The organism is Hyphomicrobium sp., from assembly GCF_020852195.1.
Taxonomy (GTDB): domain Bacteria; phylum Pseudomonadota; class Alphaproteobacteria; order Rhizobiales; family Hyphomicrobiaceae; genus Hyphomicrobium_C.
Genome location: NZ_JADZBI010000001.1, coordinates 1 through 26,879, shown reverse-complemented (window position 1 = coordinate 26,879; position 26,879 = coordinate 1). Strand labels below are relative to the sequence as shown.

Here is a 26,879-nt window from a genome sequence, read left to right as displayed (position 1 = left end):
GCAAATGGACAAGAGAACTCAATATCCCAAACGCGCCCACGAGATCGGAGCCTTGCGCATGCTCGGTACGACGATCCTTCGCTTGGCGGTCGTGATGGCCGTGATCGCATCGGGCCGCGTCGCGGCTCATGCAACGGAACGGCACTTCGATCCCGGGAGCGGCGAGGCCATGCCCGTTGGGCACGGCGCGTTCGAGGTCGCCAACGTGCCGCGCGGGCCGGTCACCGTGTATACGTACCGCCCCTCGTCGGCGTCGTCCCAAAGCCCTATCTGGGTGGTGATGCCCGGCATGCGGCGTGATGCGCATCGCCATCTGGCGTTCGACTACTACGATACCTGGCGCCCGCTTGCGGATCGCTACGGCGCCATCCTGCTCGTGCCGGAATTCACGGCCGAGAAGTGGCCAGGACCCTGGACCTACAACATGGGCAACGTGATGAGCCAGCGCTTGCAGCCCAAGCCCTGGATGCAAACGGCCTTCCATGTGGTCGAGCAGGCCTTCCGTACGGCGGCGGCCAGCCTCGGCAGCACGCGACGCAAGTTCAGCATGTTCGGGCACGGCGCGGGATCGCAATTCATTCAGCGATATGTCCTGCACTCGGGCTGCCGGATGATCGATCGCGCGGTTGCGGCCAATCCCGGCTGGTACATGCTGCCGGACAGCGAGTATCAGTATCCCTACGGGCTGCGCGATGCGCCGATCGCGTCGCGGACCCTGCGCGCGGCCTTCGCGTGCGACTTCACGCTGTTGCTAGGCGGGTCCGACGTCAACTACGCTGGCCTCAGAAGCGATCCCGATGCCATTGCGCAGGGGAGGACGCGCTACGAGCGTGGCCACTTCTACTTCGAGCGCTCGCGGCGTGTTTCGGCCCGGATGGGGGCGCGGTTCGATTGGCGGCTCGCCGAGGTTCCCGGCGTCGGGCACGAGGCTGACAGAATGGCACCCGCTGGGGCGGCCATCCTGGCTGGCCAGCCGCTTCCCGGCTCGTGAGGTGTCTCGACCGCATGCGCGACGTCCGCAAAGAGATGGCATCCGCGAGCAAGTTGGGATTTCTGCTGCTCTTCGGGTCGCTCGCGGCTGCGGCGACGGCACTTGCATCCGGGGCCGTATTCTCCGAACCGATTGCACACAGCGATCGCCGCGACGCGATCGAAGCGGTTTTCGATTACGACCAGACGAACCAGTACGTTCTCGACATTGAAGCCGCTCTTGCCCGCGCGCAGGCCGCGTATGGGGCCATTCCGAAAGCCGCTGCGGCCGAAATCACGCGCAAGGCGCACATCCGCTTCGCCCCGCTCGATGAAATCGCAGAGGAACGGAAGGTCGTTCAGCACCGCATGGTCGCGCTGCTCAACGTTTGGCGCAGATCCCTCGATGCGAGCACGCGGCAGTATGTGCACTACGGTGCGACCACGGTGGACGTTTACGACACGGCGCTGACGCTTCAATTGCGCAGGTCGACGGTGCTGCTCATCGGCCGTCTTCGCGAGATCGAGTCCGTCATGATTGGGCTGGCGCGTGCAAACCAGGATGCCGTGATGCCAGGGCGCACGCTTGGACAGCACGCCCTGCCAATCACCTTCGGAAAGAAGGTCAGCACGTGGATTGGCGAGAACCGCCGGAACATCGAGCGTCTCAAGCTTGTCCTCGCCGAATTGGAGCAGTCGGCGATCCTCAAGGGGGCGGTCGGTACCTACGCGGGACTTGGCGAGCGCGCGATGGACATCGAGAAATCGTTCGCGAAGGAGCTGGGCCTGCGTGCGCCCTATCCGGACGACTGGCACGGGTCGCGCGATGTCTACGCCAACTATGCCCTGACGCTCGCTCTGATCAGCAAATCGTTCGGGCATATCGGCCAGGAGCTCTTTCTTCTGCAGATCACGGATATCGGCGAGACCGACGAGCCCCGCGATACGAAATCCGTCAGCAGCAGCTCGATGGCGCAGAAGATCAATCCGAAGAAGTCGGAGGTTTTGATCCAGGCGTCGCGTACGATTCCACGCCTCGCCGAGGTCGTTCTCGACGACGTCGTGAACTTCTTCGAGCGCGACAACACCTCCGGGCCGAACTCCGCGCTCGAGGAGATCTCGATTAAGTCAGGGGACAACCTCAAGACCGCCCAAGAGCTGCTCGAGCAGATCGAGGTCAACCGTGACGCCATGCGAAAGAACCTCGCGCGGACCAACGGGTTCATCATGGCGCAGCGCGTCGCTTTCGCGCTTTCGGCTGAGCTCGGAAAAGAGGAGGCCGACAAGCTCGTCCATGACATCATCCACCGTGCCATGCAAAGAAACGTCGCGTTCCGCGCCGCCTTGCTGGACGATCCGACTGCATCCCGGTTGCTGCCGGCGGCAGACATCGACAAGCTCCTCGAGGTCGACGGGTACCTTGGTCTTGCACGCGCCTCCGTGGAAGAGGTCATCAGGCGCGTCGAAATATCGAGGCGATCTGATCCCGTAGATTAGAGGGCTTTCCGATCATTCGGACGCGCGTGCCGCGCTTGTTCGCTGCATCATGTTGGAGGGCTTTCCTGAGCGCCGGCCGTTGGCTTTCAACAGCGTGTGGCTTCCGGATCAGTGCCCCGCAACCGATAGCGGCATCGAGATGTTGAGCATGCCCATGTCGCCTTCGGCGCGGTTCACGGCTTCGAACTCGTGAATGTACTCGAGCTGCGCCGTGACGGGTATCTTCCCCCATTCGAAGCTGTAGGTCAGAACCGGTCCCAGGCCCGTCACGCGACCCTCGAAATCGCCGAGCGTGGTGCCGGCGCCGCTGTCGCCGGTCAATTGCTGATAGTGATAGCCGGAGAGGCCGAGCGAGAACGCCTTCGAGACGTGCTGGATCAAGGCCCACTCGACATGGAATTCCGTGCCGGTCTTGTAGTCGGTCGCGCGGTTCTCCCAGTTGAACGTGAAGCCGGCCGCGACGGAGACCTCGTGGCCGCGTGCCGGATCGAGCCACGTCACGGCGCCGGTCGTGTCGAGCCCCCAGTGATGGAACGATACGTTGGTGATGCTGTCGGTGTCCCATGGGCCGATCGGGACGTTGAGCAGGGCTCCGACAGACAAGTGCCAGTTGCCGTGATGCCAGCCGATAAGGGCGTTGAGCACGGGATCTCCGAACCTGACCGAGGCCTCGTCGTAGTCGAAGCGGCGGTCGCGCTCGATGACGGTGCCGTTCGGCAGCGTGAGATCGATATGCGCGTCAATGCCGACATCAACCTTCTTTCGCCCGACAGGCACCATGATGCCGAAGCCGATGTTTCCTCCGAGCACCTTTTCCGGCGCGATCCAGAGCGCGACCGGGGCGTTGACGTAGGCGTCGGCATCGATCCGGACGTCGGCATCAATGTCTAGGATGGAGCCCGTCTGCCTCAGCGCGATGCCCACAGCCGCCTGACCACCCGCCTTACCGGAGTAGAAATAGTTGATGTCGGTCACGTAGGTGCCAGGCGGTGGCACGTAGCCCGCCATGGCGGTCTTGGCGCCAAGCAGATAGAAGCCCGCGGCATTCTCCGCCGCGTGTCCGGCTGCCGCCCATGCCACGGTGGCGGAGATCGCTGTTGCTGAGTGGAAAACCGTTCGCAATCGCATGGACTTGCTCCAGTTGCGTGGGTTTTCTGCCTTCTGTTTCGTTTGCTCCGGGAAACAAGAACGTCTGCGCTCAGACACTCCTATGTCGATTCGCTGCCTGCGCTGAGTGTTTGGAAGGGGATGCTCGATCAAGAATGGTTACTTGGGTGCGCGCCTTTGCGCCCCTGTGTCTGCCGTCGCCAGGCCGAAGGGACGGGACTTAGCTCGATCCACGGCGCCGGCGTTGTGCGGCGCCCATCGTTTTTTGCTAAGTGGCGACAATTCAGCGCAAAATCTTTGTGGCGATGCCGCAAATGCGCCCAGGTCTCGGGGGTATCTGAGCCGGATTCTCGAACGCCAGGATGGGAGCTCATGCGCGCGTTCAGATTTTGCGGCAGCAGGTTGTCCTTCCTCGTCGCCGGGGTACTGCTCCTCGGCTCGTCCGGCGTGCGCGCCGACGAACTGCACGTCATGCCGTATTCCTGCAGGGTCGTCGGTGGCCAGCCGGTCCTGACGCCCGCCGAAGACGAAGGCCATCCCGTGATCGGCCATCGCGAGCAGCGGGAGTTCCGCGCCTGCTCTCCTGTCGATCCGGACCTGTGCCGTCGCTGGACGGTGCACCGCTTCGATCTCGATTGCGGCGGCAGGCGCGTGCCCTGGGTCGAGGTTGCTGCCGCCGCGGAAGCGACTCGTGACGGGCGCGCCTTCATCTCCGGCGGCCGGCTCGAGCTCGAGATGCCGGCGCGCTGGAGCCTGCCGCCCGACGCGCCGTGCGCTCGCCAGGGGGAATTCGAAGGCGGGATGCGGCGCTTCTGCGCCGAGCGTCTGGCCAGAATCCGCCGCGTCACGGTGCCGATGCCGGCGGGGTTCGCGCCGATGCTCGGCGTCGACGGCATCTTCGTCAAGGACTCGGTGCCGCGCGGCGCAATGGCGGACGCGGCACCTTCCCGCCCTACGCCCGCATCCGAGCCGGGTGCCGAGGCTCAGGGCAGCGAGCCTATCCCGCCGCCCCATCCCAAGCCGATCAGAAAGGCACCGCAGAAGGAGCCGCCCGCGCCGCAGCCTCCGCCTCAGCCGATGGAGGCGTCGACGCCCAAGGCGGCGCCCCCGCCGGCACCGGAGCCGGTAAAGACCGAGCCGTCTGCCAGCGGCCATGCCGCGGAGGTTGCGCCCGTCGTTCCAAAAATCATCAATAGTGCGAGCGCGCCCGAGCCGCCGCCGGATGCCAAACCGAGCGTCGGCGCGACGGGTGCCTTGCCGGAGCCGTCGGTGGTGTCGCCTGCTAGCGAGGGGACTGCTGTCCAATCCGAGGTGGCCGGCGGTGCCACGTCTGCTCCGGATCGGCTCGCGTTGTCGGAAAGCGAGGCGGAGTCTCCGCTGCTGCCCGTCACGGCGTCCGGTGGGCCGCTGCGTGTGGACGCCACCGTCATTACCGTGGCCTCGCTCGCGATGCTTACGCTGCTCACGCTCACTGTCGTTTGGCGGCGCCGTCGCGTGCCTCCCGTTCCGGCACTCTCGCGTGATATTTCCGCGGTGTCGCTCGGCAGGAGCGCTGCGCCGGACGGCGAGCGCACCACGAAGGGTGAGCTGACGCTCGTGGCCGAGCCTTTGACGGGCCGCGATCTCGATGCGTCGCCCACGTTGCCGGGCGGGTCGCCGGTTCCGTTGGGGGACGCGATGCCGCGTACGCGGGAGGAGGCGCTCAGCGTTCTCGGCATGGGCATAGCGCCGGACGTGAACGAAGCCGCGATCAAGAAGATCATCGACGGCCTGCGTCTGAGCTGGCACCCGGATCATGCCAGGGATCCGGCCGATCGTGCGATGCGCGAACTGCGCTTGAAGCAGATCAACGCCGCCTGGGATATCATCTCCGGACAGGGCGCGGGATAGGCTTCGTCAATTGCCGATAGTGCAGTGCCCCCTCACCCGGAAGCGATCTTGCGATCGCTTCCGACCTCTCCCCATCGGGGAGAGGTGAAGAAGGCGGCAGCGGTTCGGCGCGAAGCGTCGGGTGAGGGCGCTCAGCCGCGCTGGGCGCGGTGGCGCAGCAGGTGGTCGGCCAGAACCAGCGCCATCATGGCCTCGCCCACCGGAACGGCGCGGATGCCGACGCACGGGTCGTGGCGGCCCTTGGTGACGATCTCCGTCTCGTGACCCTCGGCGTCGATGGTCTGGCGCGGGGTCAGGATCGACGACGTCGGCTTCACGGCGAAGCGGCAGACCACCGGCTGGCCGGTCGAGATGCCGCCCAGGATGCCGCCGGCGTTGTTCGAAAGGAAGCGCGGCTTGCCGTCAAGCCCGATGCGGATCTCGTCGGCGTTGGCCTCGCCCGTGAGCTCTGCCGCCGCCATGCCGGCGCCGATTTCGACGCCCTTCACCGCGTTGATGCTCATCATGGCGGACGCGAGGTCCTGATCGAGCTTGCCGTAGAGCGGGGCGCCGAGCCCGGCGGGCACGCCCTCGGCCACCACCTCGACGACGGCGCCGACGGAGGAGCCGTTCTTGCGCACGCTGTCGAGGTAGTGCGTCCACTCGGGCACCATGCACGGGTCCGGTGCGAAGAACGGATTGCTATCGACGGTTTCCCAGTCCCAGCGGGAGCGGTCGATCTTGAGCTCGCCGATCTGGATCAGCGCGCCGCGGATGACGATGTCGGGGCCGAGCACCTTGCGCGCGATGGCGCCTGCGGCGACGCGCATGGCCGTTTCGCGCGCGGACGAGCGGCCGCCGCCGCGGTAGTCGCGGATGCCGTACTTGGCCCAGTAAGTGTAATCGGCGTGGCCGGGGCGGAAGACGTCCTTGATCTCGCCGTAGTCCTTGCTGCGCTGATCGGTGTTGTGGATCAGGAGTGCAATCGGCGTGCCGGTGGTGACCTGGCGTCCCTCGGCGTCGGGGAAGACGCCGGAGAGGATCTCAACGGCGTCGGCCTCGCGGCGCTGGGTGGTGAAGCGCGACTGGCCGGGCTTGCGCCGGTCCAGATGCGCCTGGATCTCCTCGGCGGTGAGCGGAATGCCGGGTGGGCAGCCGTCCACGACGCAGCCGATGGCGGGCCCGTGGCTCTCGCCCCAGGTCGTCATGCGGAACAGGCGGCCGAAGGTGTTGTGTGACATGAACGCCGCTATTTGGGGCTGCTGCGCGCGCAGCCCGGATTTCGGAAACGCGCGTATCGACAACTCAGGCCAATACGAAAATCGTATTGCCTCTCATAAGGGCCGCGCGCTCCCGCAGCAAGTGGAGGGCGCGGCACGTGTGCGTTATTCCGACCTTTCGAGGTCGCGCTTCAGGCGATCGAGAATGTCGACTGCATGCGCGGCATAGGGGCCGATCCAGCGGTCGTGGATATGCTTGATGGGCAGCGGGTTGAGGTAGTTCCAGCGCTCGCGCCCCTTGCGGCGCACGATGACCAGCTCCGCGTCCTCGAGCACTTTCAGGTGCTGCATGACCGTGCAGCGGTCGAGCGTCGGAAAATGCGCGCACAGCGCTCCCGTCGTCTGCGGACGATCCTTCAGCACATCGAGAATCGACCGCCGCGTGGCGGCCGATAGCGCCTTGAAAGTTCTTTCATTTTCCTCGTCGGTTGACATGTTATATAAATATAACATAATAAACCCAGCAGCAAGGGAGTGCGCGTCATGGATCTCAAGTTCAAAGTGACCGGTCGGATCGCGAAGCCGGTGGGCGAGGTGTTCGAGGCCGTCGTCAATCCGCAGCTGCTGTCGGGCTATTTCACGACCGGGGGCGCAAAGGGGCGGCTCGAGCCGGGCGCCACCGTCTATTGGAGCTTCCATGATTTCGCGGGGGAGTTTCCGGTCGAGGTCGCGGAGGTCGAAACCAACCGGAGGATCGTGCTGCGCTGGGCCGCGCATGAAGGCGATGCCTCCGACGGCGACGCGGGCGCCAAGTCTGCCGGCTACGACAGCACGGTGACCATGACGTTCGAGCCGCTCGAGGACGGGCGGACGCTGGTCACGATCGCGGAGGAAGGCTGGGGCGAGACGCCCCAAGGGCTCAAGGCCTCGTACGGCAACTGCCACGGCTGGACGCAAATGCTCTGCGCGCTCAAGGGCAATCTCGAATACGGTATCAACCTGCGCGACGGCATGTACAAGTAATCGCGCGCGGGAGCGCGCTGCGTCCGGACGGGTGGACGACCCCCCCCGCGATCGGATTCATTTTGCATGGGGCCGCGACGCAGGTAATCAGGCAGATGCCCTGCGTTCTGTGCGTTCCCGAAAGGAGGCTGCATACGACGCACGGGGTGCCCGGCCGAGCCAAGAGCTCGGGCCGTTGCGGTTGTGCCGCGTTTTTGCGTCTCTGCGGATTTCTCCTCACGGTCTGAGCAACCGTGGTCGAGAGATCTGCGCCTTGTCGTTCGCATACGGGAGAGCCGGAGCAGCCGCTGCTCCGGCTCTCTTTTTTTGGGCTGCGTTCGGTTGTGCCGTTGTTGCGAGATCGGTTTGGCTTGAAGCACGCTCTCCTCGCGTCATGGCCCGGGTCAACCATGCTCAGGTGAACATAACGCGCTTCAGAGCCAGCGCATGCTGCCGCGGGTCAGGATCAGCACGCGGTCCTGGGGGCTCTCGAGGTCCGGGATCAGCTCGGGGTCGAGGCCCAGGAAATGGGCGCGCAGGCAGCGCGAGACGCCGCCGTGCGAGACGACGACGCGGTTGCCGCGGCGCGCTTCGGCCCAACCCGTGACCCTGGCCAACAGGTCGGCGTAGCTCTCGCCCGCATCAGGGCGCCAGCGAAAGGGGTCCTCTGCGCGCGCGGCGAAGGCATCGGGATCGTGCTTCTTGATGTCGTCCTGCAGCGTGCCTTCCCAGACGCCGTAGCACAGTTCCATGAGGCGCGCGTCGATCGCATAGCCCTCGGGTGCGAGACCCAACTCGGCCCGGATGATCTCCATGGTCTCGCGCGCCCTAATGAGTGGGCTCGCTATGAACTCGGCGTCGGCTATGGCGGGTAAAAACGTTCGAAGCGCGATGCCGTTGCGACGGGACTGGGCGCGGCCGGTCTCGTTGAGCGGGATGTCCTTCTGGCCCTGGTAGCGGCGGTCGCGGTTCCAGTCGGTCTCGCCGTGGCGGATGAAGTAGATCGTCGGGTGGTCCGGCATCGATGATCTTGCTCGGCGACGGCACGCCCGCGAACGCTCCCTCCGGGGCTCGGGACGTCAGCCGTCGTTCTTGACGACGGAAATGTCGGGCGCGTCCTCGTTCTTCATGCCCTGCACGTGATAGCCGGCGTCCACGTGATGGATCTCGCCCGTCACGCCTTTGGAAAGGTCGGACAGGAGATAGACGCCGGCGCCGCCCACGTCCTCGATGGTCACGGTGCGCCTCAGCGGGGAATTGTACTCGTTCCAGCGCAGGATGTAGCGGAAGTCCGAGATTCCCGACGCGGCCAGCGTCTTGATGGGGCCCGCTGAGATGGCGTTGCCGCGGATCGCGCTCTTGCCGAGGTCGGCCGCGAGGTAGCGGACGGACGCCTCGAGCGCAGCCTTGGCGACGCCCATGACATTGTAGTGCGGCATCACTTTCTCGGCGCCGTAGTAGGTGAGGGTGATGATCGAGCCGCCGTCGGTCATCAGCTTCTCGGCGCGCTGGGCCAGCGCCGTCAGCGAGAAGCACGAGATCAGCATGGTCTGCGTGAAGTTGGCTTCGGTCGTGTCCACATAACGGCCGTCGAGCTCGTTCTTGTCGGAGAAGGCGATGGCGTGGACAAGGAAATCGAGGCGGCCCCAGGCCTTGCCGAGCTCGGCAAACAGGGCGTCGACGGAGGGCGTGTCGGCCACGTCGCACGGCAGCACGAGCTTGGAGCCCAGCTCCGCGGCCAGCGGCTCGACGCGCTTCTTCAGCGCGTCGCCCTGGTAGGTCAGCGCCACCTCGGCGCCCTGCGCGACCGCGGCCTTGGCGATGCCCCAAGCGATGGAGCGGTTGTTCGCGACGCCCATGATGAGGCCGCGCTTGCCAGCCATGAGTGTGCCGGCAAGTTGCCCTGCTCCCGACGCCGTTTCGGTCATTTGCTCGCGATCCCCTTGTGCGGAAATTTGCGCGCATCCTACACAAAAGGGCATGCCGGTCCAGATGGCCTCGCGGCCGCATCCACGCGGGAGTACCAAAGGGGGGCCGCAGCGCCTTGCCGCAAGCTTACAGGCCCCGGTAAGGTTTCCGTAAGGCTTTGGCGTTTCACAGATTTAACTGGTTTGCGGCGCGTAGGGCCTGCACCCTCACGCCTAACCTTCGAGCACCCAGCGGCGGTTGGCGGAGCGGCAGGCGACGCCTTCCGCGGTTCGCGTCTTGAAGCCGGTGGTGAGCAAGACGACGACATGGCGGCACAGGGCGCCCGCCGTGTTACGGAACGAGCTGGTCGGGCGCACGATGCCCGACAGGCGTCCGTTCGAGCGCTTCCAGACGAAGGGGCTGCCGTCGTCCATGCGGCTCAAGCCGACCTGGATGCTCTCTAGTGCGGCGATCTCGTCGGATTCGTCGAGCGGGGGCCGATTGAAGTCGGCGAACTTGGGGCGCGTGGACTTGCGCGCGGCATCCGGGCACGTGCAGCGGGTCTCTTCCGACGCAGCCTCGTCGGCCAGCGTCGCGTTGCCCGACAGGAACACGAAAGCCACCAGCATCACCGCGGTTGCGGCGGCGAGAACGAGGGTCTCCAACGCGAGCACGTGACGCATGACAGACAACTCCAGGACACGACAAACACGCCGCCAACCCCTAAAAACACTGCGGGCGGCTTGCCTGCCATTGTGGCCGGTCATGGTTAAAAGGTGCTAAAGGGGCGTCCCGTTTTATGAGAGGCAGGGTGTCCGCGGCGGCCGGCGTGCAAGAGAATAGATGTGTCTGGGCACTGAGGCGAAGCAGGGCTCTGGAGGCAGTCGGGGTCCGCTCTGACGTCATTCCGGCGCAGGCCGGGATAGAGAAACGTATGAGATGGTGCGGATCAGGTGCATCGGGCAGGTATCACGTGAGCGACGACCTTCAGCGCAGGGCAGAGACAGAGCCGGATCACTTCACGGCGGGCGACGATCCGTTCGCGCTGTTCGAGGCCTGGCTCGCGGAGGCGGCCTCATCAGAGCCGAACGATCCCAACGGTATGGCGCTTGCCACCGTCGACGGCGACGGGCTGCCGAACGTGCGCATGGTGCTGCTCAAGGGGGTCGACGGTGCGGAGCATCCGGCACGCGGCTTCGTGTTCTTCACGAACCTCGAAAGCGCCAAGGGCCGTGAGCTTGCGGCTTCGCATAAGGCCGCGCTGCTGTTCCACTGGAAGTCGCTCCGGCGGCAGGTGCGGGCGCGCGGGCTCGTCACGCCGGTCTCGGCGGAGGAGGCCGATCTCTATTTCGCGACGCGACCCCGCCTCTCGCGCATTGGGGCGTGGGCGTCGGATCAGTCACGTCCGTTGGAGAGCCGGTTCGCGCTCGAGAAAAAGGTGGCGGAGTACACGGCCAAGTTCGGCATCGGCGACATTCCGCGGCCGCCGCACTGGTCCGGATTCCGGCTGACACCGGTCGAAATCGAGCTGTGGCGCGACCGGCCGTTCCGCCTGCACGACCGCGTGGTGTTCCGGCGCGCCGACGTCTCGGAGTCCTGGACCAAGGCACGGCTCTATCCGTGAGCAGGGGGGCGGTTTTTTCGCACCGGTGTCTTAGAATCCCCTTACACCCCTTGCGGAACGTGCGACGCCCTGCAAGTGTGCCTCCGACATTTCCAGGGGGGTCGCCTCGGCGGGCGGGCTCGACCGCGAATTCACGGGGGGAACCTTTGGCACACTCACTTGCGTCCGATGCGTCGGCGCAGCCCGCTCAGGCGCGCGACTGGATCGTAATCCTCCAGCGCTATCGGCACCCCGACCTCGGGCGCAGCGTGTTCGAGATCTTCGTCACCTTCATCCCGTTCGTTGCACTCTGGGTGGCGGCATGGGCAGCGCTCTATGTCAGCTACTGGCTGACGCTTCTGATTGCCGTTCCGGCCGCGTTCTTCCTCGTGCGCCTGTTCCTGATTCAGCACGACTGCGGGCATGGCGCGCTGTTCCGCAAGAAGCTCACCAACGACTGGATCGGCCGCGTCATCGGCGTGCTGACGCTCACGCCCTACGATGCGTGGAAGCGCAGCCATGCCATCCATCACGCAACGCACGGCAGCCTTGACGATCGCGGGACCGGAGACATCGATACGCTGACCGTCCGCGAGTACCGCGCGCTCTCGCCCTGGCGCCGTTTCCTCTACCGCACCTATCGTCATCCGCTCATTCTGTTCGGAATCGGGCCGACGCTGCTGTTCGTCGTGCAGCATCGGCTGCCGTTCAGCATGCTGCGCGGGGCTGACTGGCGTAGCTGGGCCAGCGTGATGGGCACCAACGTTGGCCTCGTCCTCATCGGCGGGATCGTGATCTGGCTCGTCGGGTGGAAGGCGTTCCTGGCGGTGCAGCTTCCGATCGTGATCGTCGGCTCGTCCATCGGCGTCTGGCTGTTCTACATCCAGCACCAGTTCGAGGATACGATCTGGGCCGAGAAGCCGGAGTGGAACGTGCACGAGGCGGCGCTGCACGGCAGCTCGCACTACGATCTCCCCGGCATCCTGCCGTGGCTCACGGCGAACATCGGCGTGCACCACGTGCATCATCTCTACAGCCGCATTCCGTACTACAACCTGCCGAAGGTCCTGCGCGACTTTCCGGAGCTCGCGAATGTTCACCGGATCACGCTGTGGGAGAGCTTCAAGTGCGTCAGGCTGCGCCTCTGGGATGAGAGCCAGCGCCGGCTCGTCTCCCTGTCGGACGTCGCGACCGCCTAGGCTATCGAAACGAAAACGGCCGCTCGCGCGAGCGGCCGTTTTCGTTGGTCCGTGCTTCTAAAAGGGGTCAGGCGCGCTCGATGGACTTGATCGGGCCGCGCGAGCGGCCGGAGCGTTCGGCGATTTCCTGGTCCTGCGCCTCAATCACGGCGCGCGCGGGGTCATCGCCGTCAAGGCCGCCCAGAATCTCGCTCGGAACCTTGCGGTTCGAGGTCTGGGAGCCGTCCTCATAGAGGACGTTGAAAAGAACGAACGCGGCTTTCGGATTGGGTTTCTTGCGTGCCATCGGTCCTCCGTAAGCAGGCGGCCGGAAAGGCGGGCGTCGGGCCCGGCGATTCCGGCCAGTTTTCAAATCAAGCATGCGCGTGCGGAGCTGCGGATCGCAGCCCGGCGCTTCGCTCAGCCGGCGTCCCGGTTGCGGGACGACCCGTGCCGGGCGGCGCCGAAGCCGGGCCTCCGCGGGCGTTCATGTCCGCCGCCGTGCGGGCGCGCGGCGCCGTTGCGGTCGCGGTGACCGTGAGCGGGCCGCGCGAGGAACGCGACGTCGCGCAGCGAGCCCGTCGCCTCGCTATCGCGCGTGCGGTCGTGAGAGCGCGGCTCGGCGCGGCGCTCATGGCCGTTGCCATTGCCATTGCGCTGTTCGTCCGCGTGCCGGGTGCGCGCGCGGTGACCGTGACCGTTGTGTGCGTGCTCACCCTGACCATGGGCAGGCTTGGCAGCCGAGCGGGGCTCGTCGCCATGCGCCGGCCGGCTGCGGCTGCGATCGCCATGGGCTTGACGTCCGCGGCGATGCTCGCGCTCATCGGCGCGGCCGCCGTGGTGCCGGGGTCCGCGGTGGGGGCCGCTGGTGCGCTCTCCGTCCTCGCGGCGCGGCGGCGTGCGGTCGGCGACGATAGAGGGGTCGTTGCGGCGATCCTCGTTGGGGATCTGTTGGCGTGTCAGGCGCTCGATGGCGCGGAGCTGGTCGCGCTCCTCCGCATCGCAGAGCGAGATGGCGATGCCGGAGGCGCCGGCACGGGCTGTGCGGCCGATGCGGTGCACGTAGGCTTCAGGGACCTCGGGCAGCTCGTAGTTCACGACGTGCGTCACGAGATCGATGTCGATGCCGCGGGCGGCGATGTCGGTCGCGACCAGCACGTTGATGCGGGACTGCTTGAAGTCCTCGAGCGCCAACTCGCGCTGGCGCTGGCTCTTGTTGCCGTGAATGGCCGCGACCTTGGTGCCGCCGCTCTCCAGATGGCGGGCGACGCGGTCGGCGCCGCGCTTGGTGCGCGTGAAGACGAGCGTCCGCGTCATCTCGGGGTCCGCGAGCAGCTCGGCCAGGAGCGCACGCTTCTTGCCGGCCTCGATCATGATCACCCGCTGGCGGACGCGCTCGGCGGTGGTGGCGACAGGTGCCACGGAGACCTTCACGGGGTCGTTCAGGAGCTCGTTCGCGAGCCCCGCGATCTCGGCCGGCATGGTGGCCGAGAAGAACAGGTTCTGGCGGCGCTGCGACAGGTGCGAGACGATGCGACGGATCGGCTTCACGAAGCCGAGGTCGAGCATCTGGTCGGCCTCGTCGAGCACGAAGATCTCGGTGCCCGAGAGGTCGACGGCGCGCTGCTCCATCAGGTCGAGGAGGCGGCCCGGGGCGGCGACCAGCACGTCGACGCCGCGCGCGAGCGCCTGGATCTGCGGACGGTGGCCGACGCCGCCGAAGACGACGGCGACGGAAATGCCGAGGTGGCGGCCGTAGGCGCGGAAGCTCTCGCCGATCTGCGAGCAGAGCTCACGTGTCGGCGAAAGCACCAGCACGCGGCAGCCCTTGCGCGGGGCCGGGCGGCGGTCGGCGGCGAGCCGATGCAGGATCGGCAGCGCGAAGGCGGCAGTCTTGCCGGTGCCAGTCTGGGCGATGCCGAGGAGGTTGCGCCCTTCCATGACGGGCGGAATGGCCTTTGCCTGGATCGGTGTCGGGGTCTTGTAGCCTTCGCCCTCGAGGGCCTTGAGGATCGGCGTTGCGAGGCGGAGGTCGGAAAATGATGTCAAAGGACAGTCTTTCTTGTAAGGCCGCGCGTAGCGGCAAGCAGCCCGCGCCATTCATGGCGAGGCAATGCTTCTCTTCGATGACGCCCCGCGTGGCCTGGGCTGTCGGATGGGGATTGTTTCAGGGCGCTCAACAGGGGGACGAATAGGGCCAAATTGCTGCCCGAGACATGTCCCTTCACGCGGCTGGAGCGCCGGAAGACGCTCGATTCCTTCGAGCGTTGCGCGGCTTGTCTCATGTTGCGGGTGCGAAGTCAAGGATGAACGCGGCAGGGCGGTGTCGCAGTCGGTTGCGGCGGGATCTACATCTTGCGCCGGGGCCATCGGTCCCGGACACTGGCCGGATGCACCATCCGTCGGCCGAACAGATCATCGCCCTCTATGAGCGCCACGCCGAGGCGTGGGACGGCGACCGCGGGAGATCGCTGTTCGAGCGGTCCTGGCTCGACCGGTTCCGCGCGGCGTTGGGGGCCGATCGCTCAATCCTCGATCTCGGCTGCGGCTCGGGCGAGCCCATCGCGCGCTATCTGATCGAGAACGGCCATCCGGTCACGGGCGTCGACTCGTCGCCGTCGCTGATCGGGATCGCGCGGGCGCGGTTTCCCGGCCACGACTGGATCGTCGCCGACATGCGCCGGCTCGATCTCGGTACCCGCTTCGGCGGGTTGATGGCCTGGAACAGCTTCTTCCACCTGACGCGCGCGGACCAACGGGCCATGTTCGCCGTCTTCCGCGCCCATGCGACAGCGGGTGCCGCGCTTCTCTTCACCAGCGGTCCGGCGGACGGGGAGGCGATCGGCGCGTACCGCGGCGAGCCGCTCTATCATGCGAGTCTCGCCCCCGACGCTTACCGGGTCCTGCTCGCGGAGCATGGTTTCGTGGTTCTCGACCACGTGGCCGAGGACGAGGCCTGCGGCAGGCACACGGTTTGGCTTGCACGATTGGGTTGAACAAAAAAAGCCGCCGGCGAAAGCCGGCGGCTCGTGATCCTATCGGATCTGGCAGCTCGCTTACGAGACGAGCTGGACCTGGCCGGCCTGCTTGCCGCGGCCCTTGCGGTCGTCCTCGAGCACGAACGAGAGCTTGTCGCCCTCGTAGACGCCGTTGATGCCGGCGCGCTCGAGAGCCGAGACGTGGATGAAGACGTCCTTCGAGCCGTCCTCGGGCTGGATGAAGCCGAAGCCCTTCGACGTGTTGAAGAACTTCACGGTGCCCGTGATGCGATCCATGTGGTGTTCCTTCTTGCGTGCATAAAAAAGATCAGCCAGTCCCGGACGGCACGCCGTACGTCCGGAATCTCAGTCAATCGGGAATGGGGTAAACGGCCGGTGGCACGCTCTCTCATTCAAACTTCGTGAGGGTACGATCCACCTCGGAGCGCACCGGCACCCGGTATATGCGGGGTGTCTGTGGCGAAAGCAAGGACCATGTCGCGCCTCAATGTCCGGACGCGCTTCAGGTTTCCGCGGCGGCCGATGCTCCCTGCCCTTATTGCATGGGCGAGGATTTGTTACTCCTGGTGATAGTCGGGCACGGCTTATTGTGAGTGAGCGGAGCGCCTGATACCACTCTAGCCAACCAGGGGTGGGAGCAGGGACGAACATGGGGACGGGTCTTCGCGCGGCCGGGCGGATCAGCCTTTGCGGCATGGCGGCTTTGCTGGCCGGCTGCTCGGATATCGTTACCGGCCTCGACACCTCCTCGATCAAGCCCGCCGCCGAGTCGGTCAACGCCCAGTTCGTGCCGGGCGTGCCCAAGGGCTACCAGTGCCCGCTGGTGCCGAACGGCTTCGATCCCGCCGGCTCGATCTACAGGCTCGAAAAGGACGGCACCTATTTCCGCGTCAAGGATTTCACGTCCGATCCGAGCATCGCCGCGCTCGGCACCGTAAAGCGCGAGGTGCCGATCTCGAACTACGTGCTCTCCGACACACAGCAGGCGAACGCCGGCCTCTCCATGGACCTCCTGCAGAAGGTGGTGCCGGGCCTCACGGCCTCCGGCTCGGCCGACTACAAGAAGGCGACGACGGTCGACATTACCGTCGAGGACATGGTGGGCGAGGTGATCGACGACCATGTGGCTGACAAGATCGTCGATCTGTTCAAGGCCAACATGACGCCGAAGGCCGGCAGCAAGTATTTCCTGGTGCGGGAGACGGTGCGCGCGGGCGCCGTCAGCTACCGGCTGAAGCAGGCCGACCTCGCCAAGCTCGGCGGCAAGGCCGAGGTCGAGAAGGTGGCGCAGGGGCAGGCCAACGTCACTGTGCGCGAGAACGACGGCACGTTCGAGATCAAGCAGACGTTCAAGCCGGACCGGATGCCGATCTGCATTAAGTCGGCCGAGATCGTCATCGAGCGCGGGGCCGGCGCGACCGTCGCGCTCAAGAGCGCTGACGACACGCCGCTGCCGCAGATCAAGCGCGTCGGCGAGAACTAGGCTCTTGCGTTCTCCGCCGGGGAATTCCGCGTGGTGCAATGCGAGATCGCGCTGGCGATCCTTGCTATCAGGACGTGGCCGGACTATCTTAAAAACAAAGAAAAGACTCAGGAGAAACGCTTAAGCTCCAGGGTGGGTGCGATGACCGACACGCAGACCCGCGACATCACCAAGGCCGACGTGGACAAGTTCCTGTTCGGCAAGCATCTTACGAGCTGCGCCGTTTGCGGGCGGTTCCGCTCGAAATGCGACCTCGACGTCCATACGCTGAGCTGCCAGCGCGGCGCGACCGCCGATTGCTCCTCCAACTCGACGCTCAACGTGCTCATGATCGTCTGCCAGAACTGCGGCGCGATCGAGTTCCACGACCGGACCGTTATCGCCAAGTGGCTCGATAGCCAGCGCGTGACACCAGTGCTATAGGCCCGGTTGAACCGCGCACCCATGTTCGACGCCATCCTCGCGCGCTGGGGCCTTGCCCCGGACGGCGCGCCCATTGTCACCCCTCGCGCGGGGCTGCTTCCCGTGCGCCGAGGCGGTGGGCCCGCCATGCTCAAGGTCGCCACGGAGCCCGAGGAAATGCGCGGCGGCGTGCTGATGAGCTGGTGGGACGGCGAAGGCGCGGCGCGCGTGCTGGCCATGGACGGGCCGGCGCTCCTGCTCGAGCGCGCCCAAGGCCGCCAATCGCTCACCGAGCTCGCGCGCACCGGCCGCGACGACGAGGCGACGCGGATCCTCTGCACCGTCATCGCCAAGCTGCATGCGCCGCGCGAGAAGCCGTTGCCCGACGGGCTGGTTCCGCTCGAGGCATGGTTCGAGGCGCTGGCACCGGCGGCTGCAGCCTTCGGCGGCATCCTCACCCGATGCGCGGCGGCCGCTCGTGATCTGCTCGGCGAGCAGCGTAACATCGGCGTGCTGCACGGGGACATCCACCACGACAACGTTCTCGATTTCGGCGCGCGCGGGTGGCTCGCGATCGATCCCAAGAGCCTCGTCGGCGAGCGGGGCTTCGACTACGCCAACCTGTTCTGCAACCCGGATATGGATGACCCGTCGCAGCCGGTGGCGGTGCTGCCGGAGCGTTTCCGGCGCAGGCTCGACATCGTCGTCGATGCGGCGGGGTTGGAGCGGGCGCGGCTCCTCAAGTGGATCCTTGCCTACACGGGGCTTTCGGCGGCGTGGTGCCTAAACGATGGGCAGAGCGCAGAGGTCGACCTCCGCGTCGCGGAGCTGGCGCTGGCCGAGGCCGACCGCTGAACCGCCCGTTCTGGGCGCCGGCTCGGGCCGTGGTGGTCTCTTTGGTCTCAAGATTGCCATGACCCTAGTCGACGATGGCGCCGATCGCGATTCCAAGTGCGAGGCCGATCCCGATCCCCAGGCCGATGTTGCCCAAGGCCACCCCGATGGGAACACCGATCGTGATGCCGAGCACAAGTCCCGCCGTTTTGCTCCCGTTCATCTTGCGTCATTTAAGTCTTGCCGCTGCGACTGCAAGCAAAGGGTCGTCTTGGTTAAGCGAGGTTTGAAACCAAAGGCGTGTCCCGGCGTTAACGTCGCGGGTGCGCGGGTTTACCGCCTGCATCGTGTCAACAATCTGGGTCGTGGCACCGCATGAGCACAAGTCGGCGCAAAGAGCGAGACCTGCGGATCGACTTTTTCCGTGGCTTGGCGCTCATCTTCATTTTCATCGACCACGTGCCCGACAACACCTGGGCCTCGGCGACGCTTCGCAACTTCGGCTTCGCGGATGCGAGCGAGGTATTCGTGCTTCTCGCGGGCTACTCGGCGGGCCTCGCGTACTGGTCGATGGCGGAGCGCGGCGATTTCCGCGGCGCGTTTGCCCGCGCCAGCCGCCGGGCCAGCGAGATCTACGTGTGGCACATCATCGTGTTCATCGCCTCGGCGATCATGCTCTACAGCGCGGCACGTTTGTTCCAGTACCCGGCTTATGTGCACAACATCGCCATCGGCGGCCTGGCCACGGACCCTTGGCGCACCCTGGGCTCGGCGATGCTGCTCTTCTACCAGCCCAACCAGATGAACATCCTGCCGATGTACGTCGTGCTCATGTTCTGGCTGCCGGTCGTGCTCGTCCTGCTGCGGCGGAGCGTGGCGCTAACGCTTGCGATCTCGTTCGCCATCTGGCTGGTCGCCAACTTCGCGACGGTCAACCTTCCGGCGCACCATCGCGAGACCGGATGGTTCTTCAACCCGTTCGCCTGGCAGCTCCTCTTCACCACCGGCGCGGCGGCCTCCGTGCTCGTGCGGCGCATGCATATGCCGCCGCCGCAGGTCTGGGTTCTCGTGCTCGCGGCGGCCTACCTGATTTTCGCCTTTATCGTTGCGGCGCCCTGGGTCCAGTATTCCTGGCTGCCGGACGGGCGGCTCCTGTCGCGGGAGCTGGTCGAGCCGATGAGCAAGCATGACCTGTCGATGTGGCGCTTCCTGCACGTTCTAGCCCTCGCCTACGTGGTGGCCGCGCTGGTGCCCAAAAATGCGGCGTGGCTCAAGCAATCCTGGGCCTGCGTCATCCAGACCTGCGGCAAACATTCACTCGAAGTTTTCTCTCTTGGCACACTGCTGTCATTTTTTGGTTGGATAGCCCTGCGTGAGTTGGGTTCCAATCAAATGATGATGCTGGCGGTGAACGTGGCCGGCATCGCGATCATGAGTGTGACCGCATGGCAGATGTCGCGCCGCAAGCAAATCCGTGTTCCGCAACGGGCCCGCACCGAGCCCGTCCTCGCTTCCACCTGACCTTAGCCGCCGCCCTGCTGGCCGGCGGCGTCTCCTCCGTGCCGCTCCCGGCTTTGGCGGGCGGCTGCACGGCGCCGCCCGAGCTCGTGAAGCTCGAGGCGCCGCTCCCCAAGTTTCTGGCCGCCGTTCATTCCGGCAGCCCGATTCGCGTCGTGGCGCTCGGCTCGTCGAGCACGTGGGGGAAGGGCGCGAGCAGCCGCACGCACACCTATCCCGCCCGCCTCGAGCAGGAGCTCCGCGCTGCATGGCCGAAGAGCGACGTGCGGGTCATCAACGCGGGCGTCAATGGGCAGCTCGCCCGGCACATGCTGGCCCGCATCGACACGGACGTGGCGCCCCACAAGCCGCAGCTCGTGCTCTGGCAGACCGGCGTCAACGATGCGATCCGCGGCGTGGCCATCGACACCTACCGGGAGCAGCTTCGCACCGGCATCACGCGCTTTCGGGGGCTGGGCGCCGATGTCGTGCTCATCGATCAGCAGTTCTATCCGCGGTTCACGAAGGTCAAGAACGGGCCGCTCTACATGGCCACCCTGCGCGAGGTCGCCGGCGAGCTGCGCGTGCCCGTCATGAAGCGCTTCGCCATCATGCAGCACCTGATCGCGAGCGCCCAGTTCACGGCGGCGTCGCTGCTCTCGTCCGACGAGTTCCATCTCAACGACAGGTCCTACGACTGCATCGGCCGCCTCCTGGCGCAGTCGCTGCGCTCGGCTGCGGCTCCGATCCCGCCGCCGCCGCGGCCGGCGATGCCAGCCGCTGCTGTGCCGCCGGCGGCCGCCCCGCCCGCCGTCAAGGTGGTGGCCCCGGAGGACGCGGCCAGCATGTAAGGGGCGTCGGCTCGGAGTTTCTCATGAGCCCTCGCCGCCGGGGATAAATCGAGCCCGTGGCCGTCGCGCCGTGCGTGACGGCCGTCCATGCGCCGGCGTCGTGCTCGCGGATCAGCTCAGCACCTGCGTCATGTCTCCCCCGTTTTCTTGCTCGCGCTCAGCCCGCGAGAGATCCAACACGCCGCCCCGATTCATCTCCTTATTTTCTTTCGAGAAAACCTCGATGTGAACCGCTCCGTCGCGTGAACCGAGAATTGTCGCTGCGGGCGCGTTGCCGGCGTCGGCGCACGGCGCAAACGCTTGCGTGAGGATGCGCGCGATGCCGAACGGCAAGTTTCGCGCAAGCATTCTGCATGCTGTAGATGCATGAAAACCTTCGTCAGAGTCGCGAGAATCTGTTGAAATACTGCGGCGCCACGGAGGACACCTCATGAAAGCCACAATACTCGCTGTCGTCGTGCTCGCGTTCTCAACCGCCAACGCCTTTGCCGTCAGTCTGACCGTCAAGCTCGCCTGCAAGGACGATTACTTCGCTCATTGCAGTCATCACGCCGTGGGCACTCCCGGTGTGCGGAAATGCATGAGGGATGTCGGTCCCCGCCTCTCCACGCGCTGCCTCGGGGCGCTCGCGGATGCGGGAATGATCAAGTCGAAGGCCGTTGCCAAGAAGTATCAGACCAAGACTCGAGTCGCGCAAAAGCAGTACAGCAAGAAGCGATTCGCCAAGAAAACCACCGTTCAGAAGCAGGTCGCCAGTAAGAGCGACCTGAAAAAGCGTTACGCTAGCAAGCCTTCCAAGAAGCGTTACTCGAAAAAGGAGTATCCGAGGAAGGAGTACGCCCGGAAGGAGTACGGCAGGAAGCACGTTGCGCTCGCTGAGCACTAACCTTTTCGGTCCTATCCTCTCATGGCCGTCTGCGCGGGGAATTTTGTTCGCTCGTGCCGGCGGCCGCTTCTTTCGTGGCACGACTGCAGCGGTGCGTGCGGGGAGGTGCGCTGTATAGTGGTGCAAAAAAGCGAGGGGAGAGATGAAGCTGCGCGCCTGCTTGATCGCCGCCAGCCAGATGTTCGCCGGCATGGCCGCTGCCGACTCCTATCCGTTCGCGGGGTTCTTCGCGCTCGAGCGGCCGGGATCGGCACTGCGGCGTGCGCCTTCGACATTCTGCATCAGTCGCGCGATGGCGCATTCAGCGGCTACCTCCTGGATAAGCGCCACTGGGATGCGCATGGGCGAGCGCGGTTCCTGCGCTACAAGCAGGGCATGTGCTCCTTCGACGCCGTCACGGCGGTCGACAATTGCGCGACGCATGTCAATCACATCAACGACGTGACGCAGACGGCGCCGGACCGTGCGAAGGTGACGGTGCTCGGCGCCGATGCGGTGGCAATGCTGACGCTTGGCGAGGGCGACAGCGCGGAGCGGTTGCCGGATCTGCCGCCGTTCGTGTTCAAGCGGTGCCCGTTCGCAGAGGACGAGATCGCGCCGCTGCTGTCGGATGACGTCGGCGGCTACTCGCAGGCGGAGCTGCGCGAGATGGCCGGCGTGCGTGACACGGAGCTCCTGAGGCAGGTGCTCGGCTCGATCACGCGGGAGGGCGCGGCGGGGGAGTGAGCCAGGGTCTGGGTCACTTCTGCAGCCACGTGGCCCGCTTCACTGCCGGAGAGCGAACGTACGGTTTCCTCGTCGATGCGCCCGACTTCGCGGGCCGTGGGGCGCGGTTGGATGCCCATTTCCAGAAGCGGACGACGTACCAGAGGGTGGACCCGAGCCCCACCGCGACAAGGAACGGCAGGAAGAGAAGCAGTCCGTAGACGTCGGTCCTGAGATTGTGCTCCGCAACAGAGTTCGCCGGGTTGGCTGCCTCGTAGAAGACGCCAGTCGCGTCTCCGGGGTGGAAATCCGGCGGGGTGCGGATGTCGCCGCGCAGCGTTCGTCCGCTATAGGCGACGCCCGTGTGGGCGACGAAGCTGTAGTCGATGGTGAGCTGGTACTTGGGCGCGCCGCCCTTGAAGGATCCGACGCGGCGCAGGGCGGCGTTCTCGACGACGCCTTGTGTGTATGAGCCGAACCACAGCAGGCGTCCTTCGCGGACGAGGCGCGGGCCCATCACCGCGACCGCGAACGTGCAGGCGGCGGCCAGAAGCAGGAGCAGGAGTCCCGTCAGGACGAGGGTGCGCCGCTTGGCGCCGTTCGCCCAGGCGTCGAAGCTTGCTTGTTTCCAGGAAACGTTCCGGGCCGCCGACGAGGCGCTCATCCCCACTCCTCCCATGATTTGCGCTGCGAGCCTGGCCTGACGGAGCGCGTCCGGCTGTCTCCGGGGGAACACGCTGCAGGCTCATGTCCGTCAGGGCGTGGAGGGGACGGCGAGCGGCGTCGGGCTATCGACGATCGGGCCGTCCGCGAACACGAACAGATAGGCCAGCATGGCCAGGATGCAGGCCACGCCGCCGAACGTCACGATGTGCTTCGTGTGCATGGGATCGCTCCTTGTCTCGCTGAGCGCGAGCCTATGGGCGGCCCAAGCGGCGCGCAAGGACGCGCGGAGCTGGTGGAGCATGCGTGGATAGCCGCGAGGATGTGAGGCTCGCGGGGATGGCCTGGATCGTTTCAAAGAGCGGGTCTTGTTCCCCTTCGATTGCACCCCTTCGGCATGCTCGGGGAGCGGAGCGGCAGGCCGTGGGTAGAATCCGGGGATGCGGCTAGTCGTTGTTTGCGTGCCTTCGGCACGACCCGCCCCGCCGCTGCTCACGCCGCGCGCACTTGATGCCGGATTGCCGTTGGCGATGGTCGCCCGCGACGTGTCCAGCCCCGCGCGACGCAACCCCTACCGGTACGAAGCCGCATGACCGAACATCCACCGTTCATGCGTTTGCTCTCCGGTCCATCCACCGGGGAGACGGCTCCGCACCTTTCCAGTCCAGCTGATGGGTATCAGTCTTGAGGAGAGGCGCAGCTCCCGCCCGCGGGCATCCAGCTCACGCCGGCCCCCGAATGAGCGGGATGCGGAGAGGGTGGTGTGAGGAAGAGGGGATAAGATTCGTAGCGAGGGTGCCACGCAACATTGTGGATTCGCCTACCGACGGACGCTCAGATGTCTGTACACTTATGGCGCGCAGGCGCATTGTGCTCGTCATTGCCATTTATGTGTATTGCGGGGAGTTGAAAATGGCTTCGCTCGACGCGTCGCTTCGTAAGGAAGCGGTCGAACTGGATGACGACGAGGAGCTTGTCTCCAGGGAGGCATCCAGCCCGGCCGAAACGAAAACGTTCTCAACGCTGAATTTGGATGGGCAAGTTTTCGCTGACTTCCAAGACTTCTCAGGCGCTACGTTCACCGGGCAAGTTTCGCTGAACAACACCCGCTTCGATAAAGGTGTAAGTTTTGCGGGCGCGAAATTTTTCGGTCCGGTACGCTTGAGAGGCGTTACAGTTCCCTCGGCGCGAGGAAACAAGACCACGTTCGCAGGAGCAACATTTTTCCAAAGTGTTTCCGTTCGGAGATCGACGCTCTACTTGGCGGACTTCACCGGTGTGTCCTTTGGACAAGTTGTAAGCTTTAGGGGTTGCAGGTTTTATGCCTCCGCAAAATTCGACGGTTCGTCGTTCGGCAGCGCGGTGACGTTCGAGAACGTTGTCTTCCACGGTGCCGGAAATTTTGTGGCGACCGAGTTCAAGGGCGGCTTGGCCTTTGAGAAGGTGACATTCCGCTATTCTATTTCACATGCACGGTTCGCAGATGCTAAATTCTCTGAACACGCAGCGTTTGGTGGTACGCGATTCGGAGGCAACGTCTTCTTCACAGAAGCCGTCTTTGATGCGGGCGCGTCGTTTGATGGGGCGGAGTTCAGCCTTGTCACCGACGGTGATCCGGACGGCGACAATGCAGATGCTAGCGCCAGAGAGACGGCCGATCTCGTTGTGTCCTTTGAGAAGGCTACTTTCCGCGCAGATCTGGACAGTGAGGTTTTATCATTCAGAGAAGCGCGGATTGGAGATCCGTCACTCCGAAGGTCGTTCTCATTTCGTGGCGCACATTTTAGACCTAGTAAGCTGGCAATCAATACCGCGCAGCGCCTCACGGTCGACTTTAAAGACCTTGAATGCTTTGGCAACTTAGTGTTCCGGGACGCTGACCTTCATGACGCCATTGTTGTTGATTTTTCTCAGGCTCGCTTTGGCGCCGACACGGATTTTTCTGGTGCCCATTTCGGTGGGGATGCGTTGTTCGAGAAATCGCACTTCGGAGGCGATTTCCTCGTATCTCAAGCGCGCTTTGATAGGTATCCCGATTTCAAGCAAGCAACTTTCTTTCATTTCCCGGAGTTGTCGCAAGCGCTCTTGCCCTCGCGCAAGAACTCTTGGTCGGCTACCGACCGCAAGGACATTGTTCAGCGGCTGACGGTGCTACGCCGTCTCGCAGCTCGCACTGACGATAAAAAGACAGAGTTTGACTTGCTTGTTAGGGAGCTGAAATTAGAAGGCGGCTTTGCGAGCAGCCTTTATGGCTTGGTGTCGAGCTACGGGCAAAGCTGGCTGCGTCCGGCGCTTTGGTTGTTGACATTTGCGGTTTGCGTCTTTCCGGCAATGTATTTTGCTGCGGGCAAAGTACGCATCTCTTTCGAGAACGGAGGTCTGGCCGTCTCGACAGATCTTAGCGGAGAATGCGGCGGACAGGATCAGGGCAGCGCTATCCTAGCCGCGGTTGAGCTGTCTGTTCGTAACGCGTTGATCGTCGGCATCCAAGACGACCAAAGAGCGGAGCGGCTCGGTGAGTGTCTAGGGTTTGGCAGCAAAGCCGATGGTCGGCGACTATTAGCAGTCTTGCTCCAAGCGGCGCAAACGGTGCTTACGGTTGTCCTTGTTTTCCTGATTGGCCAGGCAGTGCGGCGTCGCTTGCAGATGCGATAGGGGCGATCACGCACAGCAAGTGGCGGCATAGATGGACCTTCGCGAGTTTTCTGACGATGCTTTCACCATAAAGTTTGGTGGCCCGCGCTCCGAAGTTGACGTCTACACGTTGACGGAGGCGCTAACCGGGCTTGCTGACGCGCTCCAAGAAATCAATGCGCTCGTTAATCCTGAGGTTGAGCTTGATATTATATTCGAGCACACCGCTGAGGGTAGCTTCCTCGCAAAAATCCGCACTAACAAACGTGCTCGAGCAGTTTTCGCAAGGGTAAGCGAAGCGCTGATTGTGGGTTTGCTAGTCAACTATATCTACTCTGAGCTCATGTACGAGACACCCACTTACACCGTGGAGGGCGACAAGCTCGTGGTAGTCACCTCGCAGGAAAAATTGATTTTTCCGAAATCGGTGTTCGACAATCAGGAAAAGGTTGCTGGCAGTCCGACCGTAGCCAAGGGAGTCAAGAGGGCGATTGAGGCCGTGCATCAGGACGATGACGTGGTTTCGCTGGGTATCATCCCGGGTGAAGACGTTCACGCGCGGCCTGCCATCGACATTCCTCGCTCTGAGTTTCCAGGCGTTATCTCGAAGCTCAACTATGCACTCGATCGTTCCCTTCGCGACATTCTACCGGATCGCACGCTCAGTGTGCCGACAAGTCGGCAAATCACGGAGCGCACTACGGTTGGTATTATCAAGGCCGTGCTCCGTCGCTCCAAACGGAAGTGGCAATTCAGTTGGCAAGGTATCGAAATATCTGCCGCCATCCTTGATCCGACGTTCTTCGATAGGCTTGCTGCGCGACAAATCGCAATCGCGCAAGGCGATTCCCTCGACGTGGATCTTCGCATTACTCAGTCCTTCGACCCCGATATCCAAATTTGGATGAACACACATTATGAGATAGTTAGAGTTCATGGACTGGTGGAAGGGCCGAAGCAGTCCTCCTTCGGCCTTGATCCTTGATCTTGCCACGGACGAGCCCGACGGTGTTGTTCGTGGACGTGTCACCAGACTCTTGCCGGTTGCCCTAAACCAACCTACTCCTCTCAACCGCCGCAGCGATGAAGCTCTTGAACAGCGGATGCGGGTCGAAGGGGCGGCTCTTCAGCTCCGGGTGGAACTGGACGCCGATGAACCAGGGGTGGTTCGGGTATTCCACCGTCTCCGGCAGCAACCCGTCCGGTGAGAGGCCGGCGAAGCGGAGGCCCGCCGCCTCCAAGCGGGCGCGGTAGTCGGTGTTGACCTCGTAGCGGTGGCGGTGGCGCTCCGAGATTTCCGTCGTGCCGTAGATGTCGGCGATGCGCGTGTCCTTGCCGAGCGATGCCGGGAAGGCGCCCAAGCGCATCGTGCCGCCGAGGTCGCCGCCGAGGCGGCGCTGCTCGAGCTCGTTGCCCTTCATCCATTCGGTCATCAGGCCGACGACGGGGTTGCCATACTTGCCGAATTCGCTGGAGCCAACGTCGTTGAGGCCGGCTTTATGCCGGGCGATCTCGATGACTGCCATCTGCATGCCCAGGCAAATGCCGAAATACGGCACTTTCTCCTCGCGC

At 64.6% G+C, this 26,879-nt stretch carries 30 protein-coding genes; 16 read left to right on the top strand and 14 right to left on the bottom strand.

The window, feature by feature from the left end; genetic code table 11:
* Positions 1 to 4 precede the first annotated feature (4 nt).
* Complete coding sequence (locus IT540_RS00150) at positions 5 to 991, top strand: hydrolase (RefSeq protein WP_291171615.1); 987 nt, start codon at positions 5 to 7, stop codon at positions 989 to 991.
* Positions 992 to 1,005: 14 nt separating this feature from the next.
* On the top strand, positions 1,006 to 2,466 hold the full coding sequence (locus tag IT540_RS00145) for a lyase family protein (protein ID WP_291171612.1): 1,461 nt from the start codon (positions 1,006 to 1,008) through the stop codon (positions 2,464 to 2,466).
* A 108-nt stretch (positions 2,467 to 2,574) separates the two neighbouring features.
* On the opposite strand, the gene IT540_RS00140 is transcribed toward IT540_RS00145, so the two are convergent.
* Positions 2,575 to 3,594 (bottom strand): transporter, encoded by a 1,020-nt coding sequence (locus IT540_RS00140; protein ID WP_291171609.1) that lies wholly within the window; start codon positions 3,592 to 3,594, stop codon positions 2,575 to 2,577.
* Positions 3,595 to 3,945: 351 nt separating this feature from the next.
* Here IT540_RS00140 and IT540_RS00135 point away from each other — a divergent pair, with 351 nt between their 5' ends.
* A complete protein-coding gene (locus IT540_RS00135) occupies positions 3,946 to 5,463 on the top strand; it encodes a J domain-containing protein (RefSeq protein ID WP_291171606.1) in 1,518 nt (505 codons plus the stop codon).
* A 131-nt stretch (positions 5,464 to 5,594) separates the two neighbouring features.
* Here the strand turns inward: IT540_RS00135 and aroC are convergent, their stop codons facing one another.
* Both aroC and IT540_RS00125 read right to left on the bottom strand, forming a co-directional pair.
* Positions 5,595 to 6,683 (bottom strand): chorismate synthase, encoded by a 1,089-nt coding sequence (aroC, locus tag IT540_RS00130; RefSeq protein WP_291171603.1) that lies wholly within the window; start codon positions 6,681 to 6,683, stop codon positions 5,595 to 5,597.
* A gap of 144 nt (positions 6,684 to 6,827) precedes the next feature.
* A complete protein-coding gene (locus tag IT540_RS00125) occupies positions 6,828 to 7,157 on the bottom strand; it encodes a helix-turn-helix domain-containing protein (RefSeq protein WP_291171600.1) in 330 nt (109 codons plus the stop codon).
* A gap of 48 nt (positions 7,158 to 7,205) precedes the next feature.
* Here IT540_RS00125 and IT540_RS00120 point away from each other — a divergent pair, with 48 nt between their 5' ends.
* Positions 7,206 to 7,685: an SRPBCC family protein gene (locus tag IT540_RS00120; protein ID WP_291171597.1), complete on the top strand. Its 480-nt coding sequence runs from the start codon at positions 7,206 to 7,208 to the stop codon at positions 7,683 to 7,685.
* 413 nt (positions 7,686 to 8,098) lie between these two features.
* Here the strand turns inward: IT540_RS00120 and IT540_RS00115 are convergent, their stop codons facing one another.
* The 3 genes from IT540_RS00115 to IT540_RS00105 form a co-directional block, all read right to left on the bottom strand.
* A complete protein-coding gene (locus IT540_RS00115; protein ID WP_291171594.1) occupies positions 8,099 to 8,686 on the bottom strand; it encodes a histidine phosphatase family protein in 588 nt (195 codons plus the stop codon).
* A 57-nt stretch (positions 8,687 to 8,743) separates the two neighbouring features.
* Positions 8,744 to 9,592 (bottom strand): enoyl-ACP reductase FabI, encoded by an 849-nt coding sequence (fabI, locus tag IT540_RS00110; protein ID WP_291171592.1) that lies wholly within the window; start codon positions 9,590 to 9,592, stop codon positions 8,744 to 8,746.
* A gap of 213 nt (positions 9,593 to 9,805) precedes the next feature.
* Positions 9,806 to 10,255, bottom strand: a complete 450-nt coding sequence (locus tag IT540_RS00105) for a hypothetical protein (RefSeq protein ID WP_291171588.1) — start codon at positions 10,253 to 10,255, stop codon at positions 9,806 to 9,808.
* A gap of 290 nt (positions 10,256 to 10,545) precedes the next feature.
* On the opposite strand from IT540_RS00105, the gene pdxH reads away from it, so the two are divergent.
* Together pdxH and IT540_RS00095 are read left to right on the top strand one after the other, a co-directional pair.
* Complete coding sequence (gene pdxH, locus IT540_RS00100) at positions 10,546 to 11,196, top strand: pyridoxamine 5'-phosphate oxidase (RefSeq protein WP_291171585.1); 651 nt, start codon at positions 10,546 to 10,548, stop codon at positions 11,194 to 11,196.
* Positions 11,197 to 11,342: 146 nt separating this feature from the next.
* Positions 11,343 to 12,374 carry a fatty acid desaturase gene (locus IT540_RS00095; RefSeq protein WP_291171583.1) on the top strand — a complete coding sequence of 344 codons (1,032 nt, stop codon included), beginning with the start codon at positions 11,343 to 11,345 and terminating at the stop codon, positions 12,372 to 12,374.
* Between the two features lie 67 nt (positions 12,375 to 12,441).
* Here the strand turns inward: IT540_RS00095 and IT540_RS00090 are convergent, their stop codons facing one another.
* Together IT540_RS00090 and IT540_RS00085 are read right to left on the bottom strand one after the other, a co-directional pair.
* Complete coding sequence (locus tag IT540_RS00090; RefSeq protein ID WP_291171580.1) at positions 12,442 to 12,660, bottom strand: hypothetical protein; 219 nt, start codon at positions 12,658 to 12,660, stop codon at positions 12,442 to 12,444.
* 113 nt (positions 12,661 to 12,773) lie between these two features.
* Positions 12,774 to 14,402, bottom strand: coding sequence for a DEAD/DEAH box helicase (locus IT540_RS00085; RefSeq protein ID WP_291171578.1), 1,629 nt, complete (start codon positions 14,400 to 14,402; stop codon positions 12,774 to 12,776).
* 341 nt (positions 14,403 to 14,743) lie between these two features.
* Here IT540_RS00085 and IT540_RS00080 point away from each other — a divergent pair, with 341 nt between their 5' ends.
* Positions 14,744 to 15,349, top strand: coding sequence for a class I SAM-dependent methyltransferase (locus IT540_RS00080; protein ID WP_291171576.1), 606 nt, complete (start codon positions 14,744 to 14,746; stop codon positions 15,347 to 15,349).
* 60 nt (positions 15,350 to 15,409) lie between these two features.
* Here the strand turns inward: IT540_RS00080 and IT540_RS00075 are convergent, their stop codons facing one another.
* Positions 15,410 to 15,628, bottom strand: coding sequence for a cold-shock protein (locus IT540_RS00075; RefSeq protein WP_291171573.1), 219 nt, complete (start codon positions 15,626 to 15,628; stop codon positions 15,410 to 15,412).
* A 373-nt stretch (positions 15,629 to 16,001) separates the two neighbouring features.
* Between IT540_RS00075 and IT540_RS00070 the strand changes: the two genes are divergently transcribed.
* From IT540_RS00070 to IT540_RS00060, 3 genes are all read left to right on the top strand, one after another.
* Entirely contained in the window at positions 16,002 to 16,835 is an 834-nt protein-coding gene (locus IT540_RS00070) for a hypothetical protein (RefSeq protein ID WP_291171570.1), read from the top strand.
* Positions 16,836 to 16,976: 141 nt separating this feature from the next.
* The gene (locus IT540_RS00065; RefSeq protein WP_291171568.1) at positions 16,977 to 17,258 is read left to right on the top strand and encodes a hypothetical protein; all 282 of its coding nucleotides are present in this window, start codon (positions 16,977 to 16,979) and stop codon (positions 17,256 to 17,258) included.
* 21 nt (positions 17,259 to 17,279) lie between these two features.
* A complete protein-coding gene (locus IT540_RS00060) occupies positions 17,280 to 18,092 on the top strand; it encodes an aminoglycoside phosphotransferase family protein (RefSeq protein ID WP_291171565.1) in 813 nt (270 codons plus the stop codon).
* Between the two features lie 64 nt (positions 18,093 to 18,156).
* On the opposite strand, the gene IT540_RS00055 is transcribed toward IT540_RS00060, so the two are convergent.
* Entirely contained in the window at positions 18,157 to 18,294 is a 138-nt protein-coding gene (locus IT540_RS00055) for a hypothetical protein (protein ID WP_291171562.1), read from the bottom strand.
* Between the two features lie 152 nt (positions 18,295 to 18,446).
* Here IT540_RS00055 and IT540_RS00050 point away from each other — a divergent pair, with 152 nt between their 5' ends.
* Complete coding sequence (locus IT540_RS00050) at positions 18,447 to 19,592, top strand: OpgC domain-containing protein (RefSeq protein WP_291171559.1); 1,146 nt, start codon at positions 18,447 to 18,449, stop codon at positions 19,590 to 19,592.
* A 38-nt stretch (positions 19,593 to 19,630) separates the two neighbouring features.
* A complete protein-coding gene (locus tag IT540_RS00045) occupies positions 19,631 to 20,419 on the top strand; it encodes an SGNH/GDSL hydrolase family protein (protein ID WP_291171557.1) in 789 nt (262 codons plus the stop codon).
* 111 nt (positions 20,420 to 20,530) lie between these two features.
* On the opposite strand, the gene IT540_RS00040 is transcribed toward IT540_RS00045, so the two are convergent.
* Entirely contained in the window at positions 20,531 to 20,752 is a 222-nt protein-coding gene (locus IT540_RS00040) for a hypothetical protein (RefSeq protein WP_291171556.1), read from the bottom strand.
* A gap of 97 nt (positions 20,753 to 20,849) precedes the next feature.
* On the opposite strand from IT540_RS00040, the gene IT540_RS00035 reads away from it, so the two are divergent.
* Positions 20,850 to 21,305 (top strand): hypothetical protein, encoded by a 456-nt coding sequence (locus tag IT540_RS00035; protein ID WP_291171555.1) that lies wholly within the window; start codon positions 20,850 to 20,852, stop codon positions 21,303 to 21,305.
* A 375-nt stretch (positions 21,306 to 21,680) separates the two neighbouring features.
* Complete coding sequence (locus tag IT540_RS00030; RefSeq protein WP_291171552.1) at positions 21,681 to 22,031, top strand: hypothetical protein; 351 nt, start codon at positions 21,681 to 21,683, stop codon at positions 22,029 to 22,031.
* Between the two features lie 13 nt (positions 22,032 to 22,044).
* Here the strand turns inward: IT540_RS00030 and IT540_RS00025 are convergent, their stop codons facing one another.
* Together IT540_RS00025 and IT540_RS00020 are read right to left on the bottom strand one after the other, a co-directional pair.
* Positions 22,045 to 22,674: a DUF3592 domain-containing protein gene (locus IT540_RS00025; protein WP_291171549.1), complete on the bottom strand. Its 630-nt coding sequence runs from the start codon at positions 22,672 to 22,674 to the stop codon at positions 22,045 to 22,047.
* Between the two features lie 90 nt (positions 22,675 to 22,764).
* Positions 22,765 to 22,896 (bottom strand): hypothetical protein, encoded by a 132-nt coding sequence (locus IT540_RS00020; RefSeq protein ID WP_291171546.1) that lies wholly within the window; start codon positions 22,894 to 22,896, stop codon positions 22,765 to 22,767.
* 689 nt (positions 22,897 to 23,585) lie between these two features.
* Here IT540_RS00020 and IT540_RS00015 point away from each other — a divergent pair.
* Positions 23,586 to 25,328 carry a pentapeptide repeat-containing protein gene (locus IT540_RS00015; RefSeq protein ID WP_291171543.1) on the top strand — a complete coding sequence of 581 codons (1,743 nt, stop codon included), beginning with the start codon at positions 23,586 to 23,588 and terminating at the stop codon, positions 25,326 to 25,328.
* 31 nt (positions 25,329 to 25,359) lie between these two features.
* Positions 25,360 to 26,292 carry a hypothetical protein gene (locus tag IT540_RS00010; RefSeq protein WP_291171540.1) on the top strand — a complete coding sequence of 311 codons (933 nt, stop codon included), beginning with the start codon at positions 25,360 to 25,362 and terminating at the stop codon, positions 26,290 to 26,292.
* 64 nt (positions 26,293 to 26,356) lie between these two features.
* Here the strand turns inward: IT540_RS00010 and IT540_RS00005 are convergent.
* A partial coding sequence (locus IT540_RS00005) for a gamma-glutamyl-gamma-aminobutyrate hydrolase family protein (RefSeq protein WP_291171537.1) occupies positions 26,357 to 26,879 on the bottom strand: 523 nt, incomplete at its 5' end.

Excerpts from the sequence above, each read along its gene's own strand:
- IT540_RS00135 (WP_291171606.1), top strand. The coding sequence starts at position 3,946 with ATGCGCGCGTTCAGATTTTGCGGCAGCAGGTTGTCCTTCCTCGTCGCC.
- IT540_RS00060 (WP_291171565.1), top strand. The coding sequence starts at position 17,280 with ATGTTCGACGCCATCCTCGCGCGCTGGGGCCTTGCCCCGGACGGCGCG.
- IT540_RS00125 (WP_291171600.1), bottom strand. The coding sequence starts at position 7,157 with ATGTCAACCGACGAGGAAAATGAAAGAACTTTCAAGGCGCTATCGGCC.
- IT540_RS00055 (WP_291171562.1), bottom strand. The coding sequence starts at position 18,294 with ATGAACGGGAGCAAAACGGCGGGACTTGTGCTCGGCATCACGATCGGT.
- IT540_RS00080 (WP_291171576.1), top strand. The coding sequence starts at position 14,744 with ATGCACCATCCGTCGGCCGAACAGATCATCGCCCTCTATGAGCGCCAC.
- IT540_RS00070 (WP_291171570.1), top strand. The coding sequence starts at position 16,002 with ATGGGGACGGGTCTTCGCGCGGCCGGGCGGATCAGCCTTTGCGGCATG.
- fabI (WP_291171592.1), bottom strand. The coding sequence starts at position 9,592 with ATGACCGAAACGGCGTCGGGAGCAGGGCAACTTGCCGGCACACTCATG.
- IT540_RS00065 (WP_291171568.1), top strand. The coding sequence starts at position 16,977 with ATGACCGACACGCAGACCCGCGACATCACCAAGGCCGACGTGGACAAG.
- IT540_RS00115 (WP_291171594.1), bottom strand. The coding sequence starts at position 8,686 with ATGCCGGACCACCCGACGATCTACTTCATCCGCCACGGCGAGACCGAC.
- IT540_RS00025 (WP_291171549.1), bottom strand. The coding sequence starts at position 22,674 with ATGAGCGCCTCGTCGGCGGCCCGGAACGTTTCCTGGAAACAAGCAAGC.
- IT540_RS00075 (WP_291171573.1), bottom strand. The coding sequence starts at position 15,628 with ATGGATCGCATCACGGGCACCGTGAAGTTCTTCAACACGTCGAAGGGC.
- IT540_RS00140 (WP_291171609.1), bottom strand. The coding sequence starts at position 3,594 with ATGCGATTGCGAACGGTTTTCCACTCAGCAACAGCGATCTCCGCCACC.
- IT540_RS00015 (WP_291171543.1), top strand. The coding sequence starts at position 23,586 with ATGGCTTCGCTCGACGCGTCGCTTCGTAAGGAAGCGGTCGAACTGGAT.
- IT540_RS00020 (WP_291171546.1), bottom strand. The coding sequence starts at position 22,896 with ATGCACACGAAGCACATCGTGACGTTCGGCGGCGTGGCCTGCATCCTG.
- IT540_RS00150 (WP_291171615.1), top strand. The coding sequence starts at position 5 with ATGGACAAGAGAACTCAATATCCCAAACGCGCCCACGAGATCGGAGCC.
- IT540_RS00090 (WP_291171580.1), bottom strand. The coding sequence starts at position 12,660 with ATGGCACGCAAGAAACCCAATCCGAAAGCCGCGTTCGTTCTTTTCAAC.
- IT540_RS00105 (WP_291171588.1), bottom strand. The coding sequence starts at position 10,255 with ATGCGTCACGTGCTCGCGTTGGAGACCCTCGTTCTCGCCGCCGCAACC.
- IT540_RS00035 (WP_291171555.1), top strand. The coding sequence starts at position 20,850 with ATGAAAGCCACAATACTCGCTGTCGTCGTGCTCGCGTTCTCAACCGCC.
- IT540_RS00030 (WP_291171552.1), top strand. The coding sequence starts at position 21,681 with ATGTGCTCCTTCGACGCCGTCACGGCGGTCGACAATTGCGCGACGCAT.
- aroC (WP_291171603.1), bottom strand. The coding sequence starts at position 6,683 with ATGTCACACAACACCTTCGGCCGCCTGTTCCGCATGACGACCTGGGGC.
- IT540_RS00010 (WP_291171540.1), top strand. The coding sequence starts at position 25,360 with ATGGACCTTCGCGAGTTTTCTGACGATGCTTTCACCATAAAGTTTGGT.
- IT540_RS00050 (WP_291171559.1), top strand. The coding sequence starts at position 18,447 with ATGAGCACAAGTCGGCGCAAAGAGCGAGACCTGCGGATCGACTTTTTC.
- IT540_RS00120 (WP_291171597.1), top strand. The coding sequence starts at position 7,206 with ATGGATCTCAAGTTCAAAGTGACCGGTCGGATCGCGAAGCCGGTGGGC.
- IT540_RS00145 (WP_291171612.1), top strand. The coding sequence starts at position 1,006 with ATGCGCGACGTCCGCAAAGAGATGGCATCCGCGAGCAAGTTGGGATTT.